The following is a 13,707-nucleotide window of genomic DNA, read 5'->3' on the forward strand; positions in this document are numbered from 1 at the left end:
CTTCGTCATGAAATTTCTAGTCATTTTTTCACAAGAACCTGAATATCCGTTTTCTTGAGGGCATTCCCTCAAATCACCGGTGGGCCACCATGACGGTTCAAACTGAGGGCGCTTGGCTTTAAAGTGCCCGCCTTCCCTCAAGCTTTCCAACGCGCCACCTGCCAAGAGCGCCATCAGAGAGACCTGTCCAAGATGAACCTTTCCCCCGACGTCATCCTTCCTGACGATCAAACCGCTGGGCTGCTGATCGGCCGCGCCTGGCTGCCCGATACCCCGGCGGGACCGAGCCCGGTGGTGCTGGCGGATGACGCCGTCTACGACCTTTCCACGCTTGCCCCCACCGTCTCCGCGCTGCTCGATCTGGAGGAGTTGTCGGAACGTATCCGCGCCACACTTCAGGGTGGCAAGCTGCCGGCGGTCGGCATGCTCGACGCCATCCTGGCGAATTCTGCCTGGGATGCGCAGCACGAGGGGACGGCCTTCTTTCTCGCGCCCTGCGATCTGCAAGCACTGCGGGCCAGCGGCGTCACCTTCGTCGATTCGATGCTGGAGCGCGTGATCGAGGAACAGGCCAAGGGCGACCCGGCCCAGGCCGAGGCGATCCGCGACGGCCTGGCGGCAGAGGTCGGCGCCAAGCTGGCCGACCTCAGGCCCGGATCGCCGGAGGCCGCCAAGCTGAAGGAAAGCCTGATCGAACGGGGGCTCTGGTCGCAGTATCTGGAGGTCGGGATCGGCCCGGACGCGGAGATCTTCACCAAGTCCCAGCCGATGTCTGCCGTCGGCTGCGGTGCGGAAATCGGCATTCTGGCATCCTCGGTCTGGAACAACCCGGAGCCGGAAGTCGCCCTGGTCCTGAACAGCCGCGGCAAGATCGTCGGCGCCACCCTGGGCAACGACGTGAACCTGCGCGATGTCGAGGGACGCTCCGCCCTGCTGCTGGGCCGCGCCAAAGACAACAACGCCTCCTGCGCCCTCGGTCCTTTCATCCGCCTGCTCGACGAAACCTTCGACATGGAACGGCTGCGCAACACCGTGATCGAGGTGGAGATCGCCGGCAAGGATGGTTTCAGTATCTCCGACACCTATCCCCTCTCCGCCATCAGCCGCAGCCTGGAGGATCTGGCCGGTCAGGCCCACAACGCCGATCACCAATACCCCGACGGCCTGGTACTCTTCCTCGGCACCATGTTCGCGCCGATCCAGGACCGCGGCGTAGCCGGCGAGGGTTTCACCCACAAACTGGGCGACACCGTCACCATCCGTTCGAAAGAGCTGGGCGCACTGATCAACCGGGTTAATCACTGCGACAAGGTCGCGCCCTGGACCTTCGGCAGCACCGCCCTGATGCAGAACCTTGCAGCCCGCGGGCTGCTCTAAAATCTATCTGCCGCCTTGACCGGGCGGCCCGCCAAACGCTACAGCAGTCACGCAATCAACCCCCACTTCCGTCAGGAGACGTCACCCGTGCAGAAGAATCTGATCGCCGGCGCCTGGGTCGAAGGCCCCGATGCCGTTGAAAACATCAATCCCTCCGACACCAACGACGTCATCGCCAGCTTCGCCCGCGCCGATGTGGCCCAGGTGAACGAAGCCGTGGCCGCCGCCAAGGCCGCCTTCCCGGCATGGTCCACCGGCTCGATCCAGGCCCGCGCCACCATGCTGGCTGCCATCGCGGCCGAGATCATGGCCCGCAAGGAAGAGCTGGGCGAGTTGCTGGCCCGCGAAGAGGGCAAGACACGACCCGAAGGCATCGGCGAGGTCATGCGCGCCGGTCAGATTTTCGAGTTCTTCGCCGGCGAGGTTGTGCGCCAGAGCGGCGAGAAGATCGCCTCGGTCCGGCCGGGCATCGATGTGGAAATGACCCGGGAACCCATGGGCATCGTCGGCCTGATCACGCCCTGGAACTTCCCGATCGCGATCCCCGCCTGGAAGATCGCCCCGGCGCTGGCCTACGGCAACTGCGTGGTGATCAAACCGGCGGAACTGGTACCCGGCTCGACCCACGCCCTGGCCGAGATCATCCAGCGCGCCGGCGTCCCCGAGGGCGTCTTCAATCTCGTCATGGGCAAAGGCTCGGTCGTCGGTGAGACCCTGGTGAACCATCCCGACGTGGCCGCCATTTCCTTCACCGGCTCCGTCGATACCGGCAAGCGTATCGCCGCCGGCTGCGCCGCGCGTCTCGCCAAGGTGCAGTTGGAAATGGGCGGCAAGAATCCACTGGTGGTCCTCGACGACGCCGACCTCGACACCGCCGTCGACTGTGCCCTCAACGGCGCTTTCTTTTCGACGGGGCAGCGCTGCACGGCTTCTTCGCGCCTTGTGGTGCAGAAGGGCATTCACGACAGCTTCGTCGATGCCCTGACACAGAAGATGCAGGCGCTGAAGGTCGACAACGCCCTGGCCGAAGGCAGCCAGATGGGCCCGGTGGTCGATCAAAGCCAGCTCGACCAGGACCAAAAGTACATCGAGATCGGCCGCGACGAAGGGGCCAAGCTGGCCTGGGGCGGCGAGCTGCTGAACCGGGCGACCCCGGGCTTTTATCTGCAGCCCGCGCTCTTCACCGAGACCGACAACAAGATGCGCATCAATCAGGAAGAGATCTTCGGCCCCGTCGCTTCGGTCATCGCCGTGGACGACTACGACCAGGCCCTTGAAGTTGCCAACGACACGGTCTTCGGCCTGTCGTCGGGCATTTGTACCGCCAGCCTGAAACACGCCAGCCACTTCAAGCGTCACGCCCAGGCCGGCATGGTGATGGTCAACCTGCCAACCGCCGGCGTCGACTATCATGTCCCCTTCGGCGGCCGCAAAGGGTCTTCTTACGGCTCGCGCGAACAGGGCCGCTACGCCGCCGAGTTCTATACCACGGTGAAGACTGGCTACACTCTGCCCGTGTAGGCGCCAGCCCGTTACGACCTGGGGCAAAGGAGGTTGAGGCCATTCACTTGGCGCGGCGGGTCGATCTGACCTATGCTGGCTGATCCTGTGCAAGCCGCGCTTGAGACGTGATCTATGACCTTGGATCCACGGCAGAAAGAGATCTACGATGCCTGGTGCCGCGAACAGGCGGCAGAGGGGGAGGTCCCGCCGCGTGCGGCCTTCGATCCGGTCGCCTTTCCCCGCGCGCTTTCCACGCTCGTGCTGGTCGAGCGGATCGAGAACGACGAGCTGTGTTTCCGGTTGGTGGGCACCGATATGGTGGAGGCCTGGGGCGGTGACTTCACCGGCCGGCGCCTGCATGAAATCATGAAGGGCGAATACCACGACTTTATCCGTGGGCTGTTCGACGAGTGCATCGCGCGCCGTGGCCCGATCTTCTCGCACAGTCGTTTTCAATGGGACAAAGGGCGCGCCCTCGATACCCGGCGCCTGATGCTGCCGTTTCGCCGGGATACGGGGTCGGATGACATTGCATTCATCCTTGTCAGTCAGGTTTTCGACCATGGCAAGCAGGGCCCATCAAAACCTATCGTACAGGCCGGCGACACCTTCGAGATCGTAGAGCTGGAACGCCAGCACCTTTTGGCAACGCCGCCCAACTGATCATTGACTCATCCAACGCCGAGGCCGGATGCCTCGATCCCAATGAGGAGGCATGCCATGTCCGAAGCCGTTCACAGGGCCACCCTCTCCCCGGCATCAAGAACGCAGATCGCAAAGATCGGCGATACCGTGTTGGCGCAGAGCGAGCGGGCCCTGATCCTGCAGGAGGTCTCGCCGCGAAAAACCTATCCGCCGGTGGTTTACTTTCCCTTGGAGGACGTGGACCAGGACCGCCTCCTTCCCAGCGACCACAGCAGCTTCTGCCCGATCAAGGGGGAAGCCGGCTACTATTCAGTCAAGAACGGAGAAGAGGTCGTGGAGAACGCGGCCTGGTTCTACCGCGACCCGCTGGCCGGCGTCGCCGCTGTCAAAGGCCATGTCGCCTTCTATGGTAACAAAGTGACGGTGGAAGAGGTCTGAAAGTCGTTTCTGCAGTCCATCCTTCGAGACGGCGCCCCCTTTAAACACGAGGGACGCCTCCTCAGGATGAGGAAGCACAAACCTCATCCTGAGGAGCTTGCGGAGCAAGCGTCTCGAAGGATGGGAAGCCTCCACCTAAATCAGCCGCTTGCGCAGTTGGGCGGAGAGGATGTCGATGATGGAAACGACAACCACCACGACGATGATCACCGCCGAAGCGCGGTCGTATTGGAACGAGCGGAAGGACTCGTAAAAGGTGAAGCCGATCCCGCCGGCGCCGACGATACCCAGGACCGTGGCGGAACGCACCAGCGTTTCGAAGCGGTAGAGCGAGTAGCTGCTCCACAGCGGCATGACCTGGGGAATGACACCGTAAATCACCTGCTGCAGGCGGCTGGCGCCGGTGGCGCGGATGCCTTCCACAGGGCGCGGGTCGATGGCTTCGACCGCCTCCGAGAACAGCTTGGAAATGACACCCAGGTTGTGAATGAACAGCGCCATAACCCCGGCAAAGGGTCCAAGGCCGACGGCGGCAACGAAGAGAATGGCGAAGACCAGTTCGTTGATCGCCCGGGCCGCATCCATCAAACGGCGCATAGGCTGCACGATCCACGGCGGCGCGATATTGTTGGACGACAGCAGTGCGCAGGGAATGCCAACAAGGATCGAGAGCACCGTGCCCCAGAGGGCGATCTGAACCGTCTCGATCATCTTGATGACGAAAAAACCAAGATCGGTGAAATCCGGCTTTAGGAAATCGGCTATGAAGATCGCCATATTGCCGGCGTCGGTGATAAGATAGGTCCAGCGGTCGACCTCCGCCGGATAGTATGAAAGGCCGAGCAGCACCGCGATGACTAACGCAATACCGGCCTTGTTCATAAAGCCGGACCAGCGCGGCGCCAGAGCATCACGCACCTCCGGCGAAAGTCTTGCCGGATCGCTTGAAGACAGGTTGGCGCTGGCGATAGTCATTTTGGTTTTCTCGAAAAGGCCGTAGAGGTCCGGATAGGCAGGGAATGAAGGGGATGGACGCAACGCCCACCCCCGTCACCCGCGGCTAAGTCTTAGTAACCGGCCGTGCCGATGGCGCCGGAAAACTCCTGCAGCTTCGCAAGCTCTGCTTCAGCGGCCTTGACGGCCTCTTCATCGCCGGCGTTTTGTGCCTTCACCTTGTCCTTGAAAGCCTCGATCTGACGAACCTCCAGCAGCTGCGCGTTGGAAGACGCCAGGAAGGGCCCCCAGCCGTCGGAAACACTGGCGAGAATGGCACGCTCAGTCTTCACCTTCTCCATGTCACCGAAACGGCCGTACTGCATGAAGAAATAGTAGATCTTCTGCTTGGCTTCGTCCGACAGCTCCTTGCGCCACACCATCGGGTCCGAGGGGATCATCGGCGAACGCCAGATCTCCTTGATGTTTGCAGCCGCTTCCGGGTTGGTCTTGGCAAGGCGGGCATAGATGGACTCGGTGTTGTTGGTTGCGACATCGACCTTGCCGTTGGCGACAGCCATGGCGTTGCCTTCATGATTGGAGTTGGTGACCCGCGCGAAGCAGTCTTCCGGCTCCTTGTTGTTCAATGCCCAGACGTAGTAACCGGGAATCGCGAAGCCAGAGGTCGAATTCGGATCGCCGTTGCCGAAGCTCAGGGTCTGATCGCAAGCCAGAACGTCCTCAAGGGAATTCAGCTTTGAATCCTTGTGGGTGATGAGCAGGGAGTAGTAGCCTTTGGAGCCATCGTCCTTGATCGTCTGGGCGAAGACCTCACCGCCGGCGCGGTCAACCGCCTCGATCGCCGACTTGTTGCCGAACCAGGCAACGTCAACCTTGCCGAAGCGCATGCCCTCAATAACACCGGCATAGTCGGAAGCGAAGAAGGTATTCACCTTCACGCCCAAGGACTCGCTCATGTCGTTGAGGAAAGGCCCGAAGGAGGATTCCAGGGCCGAGGTGGATTCAGTAGAGATGATGCCGAAGTTGATCTCATCGGGCATGTCCGCATGCGCCAGCGTGGCGCTCAGCGCCAAAACGGCAGCGGCGCCCGTCGCGGCTGTTGTAAGTGTCTTGAACATTGGATGCTCCTGTTTCCCTGATACGAAAGCGAAGTGAAATTCAGACGCCGACCGCGACTCGCGCGGCAAGGTCGTCCTGGTGATCAAGGCCGTTGCCGGGACGCAGCGGAACGGCTTCCGGCCTGGCCGGCTTGGCCTTGATGAGGTCGAGGCTCCCCGCCTCGACGCCATAGAGGTCGGCAATGTCGTCGGGCGTGATCCCCCCGGTCGGGCCATTGTGGATAACCCGCCCCGCCTTCAGCGCAATGATGCGGTCGCAGTGTTCGAAGGCATGGTCAATCTGGTGCAGGGAGACGATTACCGTCGTCCTGTCCTGTCGGTTGATCTGGCGCAGCGTCGACATGACGAGCTTGGCCGAAGCCGGGTCGAGCGAGGCAATCGGCTCATCGGCGAGAATGAGCCGGGCTTCCTGTGTCAGCACCCGCGCGATGGCGCCGCGTTGCTGTTGGCCGCCGGAAAGCGTGGAAGCGCGCTGATGCGCCTGCTCAATCAGGCCGACGCGCTCCAAAGCCTGCAACGCCTTCACTCTGTCCGTTTTCGGGAACAGGCCCGCGGTCCCGCGCCAGCGTGGAATGCGGCCAAGTCGCCCAGCCAGCACGTTGGTCAACAACGAGAGGCGGGAAATCAAGTTGAACTGCTGAAAGATCACGCCCACGTCGCGGCGCAGCGCTTCGCTGTGAGAAGTGAAGCGGCCGTCTTTTTGGGTCTCTCTGCCGAAGAGCGCGATGCGGCCGTCTTTCCCGCGGTCCATGTTCTCCAGCCCGCAGATCAGGCGGATCAAGGTCGACTTCCCGGAGCCGGAAGCACCGATGAGGCCGACCATCTCCCCTTCGCCGACCTCAAGGTCGACATCATGCAAGACCGTCTTCTCGCCGAAAGACTTGTTGGTACGCGACAACGCGATGATGGACATAAGAAGGGCCCCCTGAGCCGAACGACGTCAGTCGTAACGGCCCAAGCTCTACAGCCCGCCCATGACGGTATGATGACAGGAATGCTTCGGTTTGTTTGCGCGGCCGCGACAAGAGGTCAGATCGGAGCCCACCTCTCCTTAAGCTTGTAGCCCGGCGCGATAATCGCCTTGTCGGAGGGCTCGAGAACCGGCCCCTAAAGGCATTCAGGTACGGATTCGCCGGAACAGACTACCGCCTCAGCGTTTCAACTCGGCGCCGACGATATCCTCCATCACCCGGGTGACGATCCAGTTGTCGCCGTCCGGGTGCTTGGTCTTTCCGGCCTGGAAAAGCTGCATCGCCGCACTGGCGGTGAACAGCGGCACCCCCAGGTCACGTGCCAGATCCAGGCTGATGGTCAGGTCCTTGTACATTGTCGCGATATGGCTGCCCGTGCCGACGAATTCGCGGTCGATGATTTTCTCCAGCGCCGTATTGGCCGCCGTGCAGCCGGCGCTGGAGGTGGAGACCACGTCGTAAAGCACTTGTCCGCTGACCCCGGCCTTGGCCGCCAGCGCCGCCGCTTCGAAAGTCGCCGAGAAAATACCGCCGATCAACGACTGAAGGCAGGCCTTTACGGTCTGTCCCATGCCCGGTGCATCGCCGACCCGGTGAATGGTCTTGCTGACCGCCTCCATCGCCGGGCGCGCCTTTTCCATGGCGGCATCGCTGCCGGCCGCCATCATCGTCAGCGTGCCACCCTGCGCGCCGGGGAAACCGCCGCTGACGGGCGAGTCGATCAGATCGATCTCGCTCCCGGCAAGACCCTCGCCGATCTCCCGCGCCTCGGCGGCATGAATGGTCGCGCTGAGGACGATCACCGAACCGGCGCTCATGGCCGCGGCAAGTCCGTCGTCGCCCAGGATCACCGCCTTGGCCTGGGCACCGGTCATGACCATCACGAAAACGACATCCGCCGCACGTCCGACGTCGGCCAGGCCTGACGCTGCCGTTCCGCCCAAAGCCACGAAGGCGTCCGTACGTTCTTTCGAGAGGTCGAAGCCGCTGGTCGCAAAGCCCTGGGCAATCAAATTCTTCGCCAAGCCGCTTCCCATATCGCCAAGCCCGACAACGCCGCAATTCAGCATCTCGCTTCCCCACTTCTGTTTTTGAATTGGCGGCGTTTTGCCACCTCAAGAAACTCAGGTTTCTTAAGAGTGCCATATCTCGTCAAAGGCTGGGAGTGTTAGCGCCCGCCGGTCTGTAACAATTTGCCAACCACCCTGCCTGGCGATCTATAGGCGCAGGCCAGAAGGCCGTCGGCGCGCTTGAGGCTCCGCTGCAGGAAGGCCTTGGTCCGAACCTGTCCTTCCGAGCGGTCGCGGCACCATCGCGCAAGGGTGGAGAGAAAGATCAACGTCATGCCGATCTCTTCGACCGAACGGCGTTGTCCCTCACCGTCGAGCAGCGCAGCCTCGCGCCACCACTGCACCGTGCGCGACGTCCAGGTAACGAGTTTGAGGTTATGGTGCACATGCACCGGCCAGAGCTTGGCCCCAAACATTTCCGCCGTCACCTTGCGATGCGGCGCCAGAGCATCCAGCCAGGCCTCCAGGCTGATCTGCAGGCGCTCTTCCGCTGGCAGCGCGGCGAACCCCCTCGCAGGCTGGGCGAGCATCGCGTCATCGGCCCGTGCGATCCAAGCATCGGCAATGGCATCGCCATCGCGAAACTCCGAACGGATGACCGTCAGCGGCACCTTTAACCGTTCGGCCACGTGGTGCAGGCGGATGTCGTACCAGCCCCAGTCCTCGGCGATGTCCAGCGCTGTCTCGATGATCCGGAGCCGTAGCGCGGTCCGCTCCTGGTCCGCGGCGGCCTTGGGAGCTTGCGTCCTACGCGGCGCGCCCTTGCCGGCGCCAGCGTGCTTCTTTTCAGACCCTGGCTTTGCAGCGGCCAAAAGGTGTCTCCTGTGGACGTTGCATCTCAGTTGGATGCTACGACCTGAGGAGGGAGGCTGTCCACAGCTTCCGGGGATACCCCTGGACGCTATGCCCAGGCTCAGCCGAGCAACCTGCTTGCCATCCACTGGTGGAAGCAATGGGTCGGGCCGTCCATAACAGGCGAAAAAACGCCGCCTTCAAAAGCCGGCGAGGCGCGCCCGGCCTGCATACCCTCGACCACGCCGCGATCCTCTTCGAAGATACCGCGCCATTGATGGGTGTTGGCGACACGCAGGTCTGCGAGGTCGTCACCCAAGGCTGCTTTGTCGAAGTAATAGATCTCGAAGTGTTCCCGCGTACGGTCCGGCCCCAAGGGTTCCAGCACGACGGCGTAAAAGTGGTCAGCATGAACACCGAACAGCACATTGGGAAACAGCGCCAGGTATTCGGCCGCGCCCTGCCACTGTTCCGGCAGATCCGGGTGCTCGGGAAAGGCACGGCCATCGTCGCTGAGGGTTGGGCGATAGGCCGTGGAGCCCTGCCCCGCCATGTGACTGTCGACCGCCACGTTGTAATGGTCTTCCAGGCGGGAATACTGATTGAGGCCCGGGTGTATCCACGGCAGGTGGTAAGCCTCGCAGTAGTTCTCGACCGCCAGTTTCCAGTTGCAGTTCAGCTCGATAGTGAAGCGCGAGTCCGGACCGCCGTGATGCAGGCGCGCAGCGTCAAAGGCGCGCCAGCGTTCGGCAAGCGGCGCGATGAAGCTTTCGAAGTCCTCAGCCTCGCCGGAAAGGTCGACGAAGACGGAATCGCACCAGACGGCTGCACGCACCGGCTTCAGGCCGTGCTTCGCCTTGTCGAAGCCCGCACAGTCGCGGGTGCCGGGACCGCCGATGAAGGGCGTCGCCTTCAAGGTCCCGTCCAGGCCGTAGCTCCAGGAATGATAGGGACAGCGGATCAGCCCCTTGGAGCGGCAGGGTTGAGACACCAGTTCCAACCCCCGGTGACTGCAGACGTTGTGGAAGACCTTCACCGCGCCGGCGCGGTCACGCAGCATCAGCAGGGGCAGGCCGAGCAGCTTCACCGGCCGGAGGTCGCCGGGCTCCGGCACCCAGGCGCCGACCCCGATACAGGCCCAGCCGCGAGCGAGAACCAGATCCCGTTCCAGGGCCGCGAATCCATCGGCGGTATAGGCCTCGTTCGGCAGGCCGCTGGCCTCTTCTATAGGCTTTAAAACCCGCTGCAGGGCGTCACGTCGTGCCTCGATCTCCCGCGGCAACCAGGTGCTCATGCCAGCCTCCTCGGTTCAGAGGCAACAGTCTGGCGCGCGAAGCGCGGGCTTCGCGTCCCTGTAAACGACAGTCCTATTTCAGCAGCGACGCTTGCCAGGCTGCCGGCACATTCAACACATATGCTTGATATGGCCCTCAGCACGCCGCGTCAAAAAAGACTCTATTTCAAAGAGTTGAGGCCGAAGGTATTGCCTTCAGTGTCCCGACAAAGGGTGACCCAGCCAAATTCTCCGATTGAGAACTTTGATCTGACAACTTTGCCGCCTGCGTCGGCGACGCGGCCTTCCTCAACCGCACAGTCTTCAGCCATAAAGTACACAACGGTGCCACCCGGTCCGGCGGCGGCATGAGGTGACTTCGTCAAAGCGCCCCCTGCCCCGTATACGCCCATGTCGGCAGGAAAGCTCATCATCTGGGATTCACCAGTGGGGTCGCCCATTGGCTCAAGCTTGGTACCCAGCACGGTTTCATAGAAGGCCACTGCCCGGCTCAAGTCACCCACATAGATGTCAAACCACCCGACTACGTTCATCCTGGTCATGGTCGACTCCGTTTGTTGTCTCCATGCCAGTCACCTAACAAGGCGCAGTTGCTGTGTATTGTAGATTTCAGACATCGAACTTTCGAGAATACCTGCCGGGTGTGTAGCCTGTCGCCTTGCGAAAGGAATGGATGAAATGCGACTGGTCGGCGTAGGACCATGTGTCCTTGCCGTTCAAGGCCTCTTGCAGGCGCAGCACCTTAAGGAAATCGTGGGGCGCGAAACCCGTCGTTCGTTTGAGCCTGCGCTGTAGCTGGCGTGGCGACAGATCTGAAACAGCCGCCATGTCTGCAACGGAATGAATCTCGTCAAGGCTCTGAAGTATCTTCTCGGTCATTGGATTCGCGGCGACCAACCCGCTCTCCATCAGCTCTTCCACGAGTCCTGACAGAATTGGCTGCTGCTCCGCAAAGCTGCGACCGGAAAGGTCGTGGTTTATATCGACCAGCGGTAGATCACCCGCATAGGGCATGTCCACCATGCCATGGGAAACCGGCTCGCGGCTCAGCTGCCAGACGCCCGGCAAGAATCGGATGTTCACATAGTGGAACGACCTGCCCAGGTTGAACTCCACAGACTCGGCCCGCAGCTTGGAGACGCCTGTAACGTTTCTACTGCGCTGGTCAAAAACGATGTAGACGCAGGCGTCCGGCAAGGCGTGAAACCGATAGTCCTCTGACAGCGCGCCGTCTGTCCTAAGCTCCAGAAAGCGATGTACGATGCCGCGTAAATGACTTGGCGGCTCTGCCTCGACAAACTGCACAGCCTGAACTGCTCTCTGTCTGCCGTTTCCTTTTGGGTCGTACATGCCCGAACTGCTTCACATGTTCAAAGTTTCCGCGCCGCCGGCATACTTTAACTGCGCCAAATGCAACGGCAAAGCGCCTAGGATCGCGCCGATTGTCGGGCGCGCCCCAGTGACATCTGACATGCGCGGCTTCGCCGGACTTCAGTAAGTAAAGCTCGCAACAGAGGCCGACGTCAGGACCAGGCGCCAGGGACGGACGTCACGACGCATGCCGCGCGAAGGCTTCAACGATTGTCGTAGCCATCGCTCTGCCGGCAGCGGAGCGGGCCCCGGGCCCTTTCTCCAAAACCAATAGGGATTCCGGCATGCGCGGGAAACCCTCCGCCGGTGACAAGGGCTGCAAGCCGTCGCGCAAAGAACTCTCTCCCAGTAAGCCCACGGCGACACCGGCCTCGATTGCGGCCACAACCCCAGTCACGCTTTCGCTTGTATAGACTACACAGTAGCGGCGGCCGGCTGCTTCCAGCGTTTGCAAGGCCCTGTCGCGCCACCAGCACGCCCGATCGAAAAGCGCGACGGGAAGCGGGTCCTGCTCGTGCACCGAATGAAGCCGCGATCCGACCCAATAGGTCTTCTCTCTTGCGAGGATCTGCGAAGCAGGTGGCGTTGTCTCAACGGCATGCACCGCCAAATCGAGTTCACCTTGCGAAAGTGCGGAGGGGAAGTCAGCGCTGAAGGCACAGCGTACGACCAATTCCACACGTGGATGATGGCGGGCAAAGCGGGCGACGATCCTGGGCAGGACAGCCTCACCAAATTCGTCCGGAACGCCGATACGCAGAGATCCTTCGAGGCCGTCTGACCTCAGATCGCCGATTGCAGTATCCAGCAGGTCGGCGACCTGCTGCGCCAGGGGCTGCAGTTTCTCGCCGGTTGCGGTGAGTGAAACACCGCGCGCATGCCGCTCGAAGACCGGCGTGCCCAAGAGACCCTCCAGCCGCTTGATCTGCAGGCTGGCCGCTGACTGCGACCGCAGTATCCGTTCGGCCCCGCCGGAGACGCTACCGGCCTCCGCAACGGCCAGAAAGGTGCGCAACAATTCGCTGTCCAGTCTCTCGGGGGACATCGACCTATCGTTTGGACTCATAGCTCCTGCCTATATTATTCATTTTTCAGAAGCATAGGCGCAGGCTAGCGTTTGGCGCAATTGGGTTTCCTGACGGAAAATGACAATGAGCGAGATCACGCGGGAGTCGAAACCAGCGACCAGCAAAGCAAAGGTCTGGGGCCTGCTCGCTCTGGCTTTTGTTTTAGGTCTCTACCTTTGGAGCCCGCAACAGGCCACAGCGACCCTGTCATTCGTGATCGGCGGTATGCTGGACATCGCCCCGCTCGTCATTCCCGGCGTCCTCGCATCGGCCTGGGTGAATGCCAGCGGCGCCGGCGGACAAATCGCACGGGTGTTCGAAGGCAACCGCGCCCTCGCAATCCTGGCCGCGGCGGCGGTCGGCGCCATCACACCGGTCTGCGGCGTCGCCATCCTTCCCCTGATGGCAGGCCTGCTGGCCTCCGGTGTGCCTCTGGCCCCGATCATGGCATTCTGGCTTTCGTCGCCCGTCACCGACCCGGCGATGTTCGCGGTCACAGCAGCGACGCTTGGTTTCGACTTCGCCATCGGTAAAACCCTGGCGGCTTTCGGCATTGGACTGCTCGGCGGCGCGGTCACCGCCGCGTTGTCCGCCTTCGCCTGGACCCGGGCGCCGTTGCGGCAGAGCGGCCTTGCCGCGGCCCTCGGCGGCGGATGCTGTGCGGACGCTCCTTTCCGGCTTGCCATCTGGAAGGAACAAGAACGGCGTGCCCAATTCAGCAGAGAGATATGGGCGATGACGAAGCTGCTTCTGGTTTGCCTCGGCTTCGCCTTTGCAGCGGAACACCTGATGCACGAACTGCTGGCACCCCAGGCGCTGGCTGCTTATGTCGGCAGCCAATCCAAATGGGCTGTCCCGCTGGCCGTATTCGTCGGTGCGCCGGCCTACCTCGACGGCTACGCCGCCCTGCCGCTCACCCGGGGCCTGATCGACCACGGCATGTCGCCGGGCGCGGCAATGGCTTTCCTGGTGTCTGGTGGCGTGGTCAGCATCTGGGGCGCTCTGGCCATCGTTCCGGTTCTCAGGACAAAGCCCTTCCTGCTGTACCTGACTCTCGCAGTTGCCGGCTCGCTCGCGGCGGGCTGGCTTTTCGATCTCGCCGCCTGA

The 13,707-nt window shown here is 62.2% G+C and carries 14 protein-coding genes; 5 read left to right on the forward strand and 9 right to left on the reverse strand.

Annotated features, from left to right (window positions below):
• Nucleotides 1-192 precede the first annotated feature (192 nt).
• The 4 genes from ACP146_RS14865 to ACP146_RS14880 all read left to right on the forward strand — a co-directional run bounded on the left by ACP146_RS14865 (nt 193) and on the right by ACP146_RS14880 (nt 3,963).
• The gene (locus ACP146_RS14865; RefSeq protein ID WP_422367530.1) at nt 193-1,377 is read left to right on the forward strand and encodes a fumarylacetoacetate hydrolase family protein; all 1,185 of its coding nucleotides are present in this window, start codon (nt 193-195) and stop codon (nt 1,375-1,377) included.
• Between the two features lie 87 nt (nt 1,378-1,464).
• Complete coding sequence (locus ACP146_RS14870; protein ID WP_422367531.1) at nt 1,465-2,898, forward strand: aldehyde dehydrogenase family protein; 1,434 nt, start codon at nt 1,465-1,467, stop codon at nt 2,896-2,898.
• A gap of 114 nt (nt 2,899-3,012) precedes the next feature.
• Nucleotides 3,013-3,543: a PAS domain-containing protein gene (locus ACP146_RS14875; RefSeq protein WP_422367532.1), complete on the forward strand. Its 531-nt coding sequence runs from the start codon at nt 3,013-3,015 to the stop codon at nt 3,541-3,543.
• Nucleotides 3,544-3,600: 57 nt separating this feature from the next.
• Nucleotides 3,601-3,963, forward strand: coding sequence for a DUF427 domain-containing protein (locus ACP146_RS14880; RefSeq protein ID WP_422367533.1), 363 nt, complete (start codon nt 3,601-3,603; stop codon nt 3,961-3,963).
• Between the two features lie 135 nt (nt 3,964-4,098).
• On the opposite strand, the gene phnE is transcribed toward ACP146_RS14880, so the two are convergent.
• The 9 genes from phnE to ACP146_RS14925 form a co-directional block, all read right to left on the reverse strand.
• A complete protein-coding gene (gene phnE, locus ACP146_RS14885; RefSeq protein WP_422367534.1) occupies nt 4,099-4,938 on the reverse strand; it encodes a phosphonate ABC transporter, permease protein PhnE in 840 nt (279 codons plus the stop codon).
• 92 nt (nt 4,939-5,030) lie between these two features.
• Entirely contained in the window at nt 5,031-6,035 is a 1,005-nt protein-coding gene (phnD, locus tag ACP146_RS14890) for a phosphonate ABC transporter substrate-binding protein (protein ID WP_422367535.1), read from the reverse strand.
• Between the two features lie 40 nt (nt 6,036-6,075).
• Entirely contained in the window at nt 6,076-6,948 is an 873-nt protein-coding gene (gene phnC / locus ACP146_RS14895; RefSeq protein ID WP_422367536.1) for a phosphonate ABC transporter ATP-binding protein, read from the reverse strand.
• 237 nt (nt 6,949-7,185) lie between these two features.
• A complete protein-coding gene (locus ACP146_RS14900; RefSeq protein ID WP_422367537.1) occupies nt 7,186-8,076 on the reverse strand; it encodes an NAD(P)-dependent oxidoreductase in 891 nt (296 codons plus the stop codon).
• 98 nt (nt 8,077-8,174) lie between these two features.
• Nucleotides 8,175-8,888 carry a TetR/AcrR family transcriptional regulator gene (locus ACP146_RS14905; protein WP_422367538.1) on the reverse strand — a complete coding sequence of 238 codons (714 nt, stop codon included), beginning with the start codon at nt 8,886-8,888 and terminating at the stop codon, nt 8,175-8,177.
• A 101-nt stretch (nt 8,889-8,989) separates the two neighbouring features.
• Entirely contained in the window at nt 8,990-10,162 is a 1,173-nt protein-coding gene (locus ACP146_RS14910; RefSeq protein ID WP_422367539.1) for an aromatic ring-hydroxylating oxygenase subunit alpha, read from the reverse strand.
• 161 nt (nt 10,163-10,323) lie between these two features.
• Nucleotides 10,324-10,704 (reverse strand): VOC family protein, encoded by a 381-nt coding sequence (locus tag ACP146_RS14915; RefSeq protein ID WP_422367540.1) that lies wholly within the window; start codon nt 10,702-10,704, stop codon nt 10,324-10,326.
• A gap of 67 nt (nt 10,705-10,771) precedes the next feature.
• The gene (locus ACP146_RS14920) at nt 10,772-11,512 is read right to left on the reverse strand and encodes a helix-turn-helix domain-containing protein (RefSeq protein ID WP_422367541.1); all 741 of its coding nucleotides are present in this window, start codon (nt 11,510-11,512) and stop codon (nt 10,772-10,774) included.
• Nucleotides 11,513-11,711: 199 nt separating this feature from the next.
• Entirely contained in the window at nt 11,712-12,578 is an 867-nt protein-coding gene (locus ACP146_RS14925; protein WP_422367542.1) for a LysR substrate-binding domain-containing protein, read from the reverse strand.
• A gap of 106 nt (nt 12,579-12,684) precedes the next feature.
• Here ACP146_RS14925 and ACP146_RS14930 point away from each other — a divergent pair, with 106 nt between their 5' ends.
• Nucleotides 12,685-13,707 (forward strand): permease, encoded by a 1,023-nt coding sequence (locus ACP146_RS14930; RefSeq protein ID WP_422367543.1) that lies wholly within the window; start codon nt 12,685-12,687, stop codon nt 13,705-13,707.

Origin of the sequence: Pelagibius sp., from assembly GCF_965249265.1 — a bacterium.
Taxonomy (GTDB): domain Bacteria; phylum Pseudomonadota; class Alphaproteobacteria; order Kiloniellales; family Kiloniellaceae; genus Pelagibius.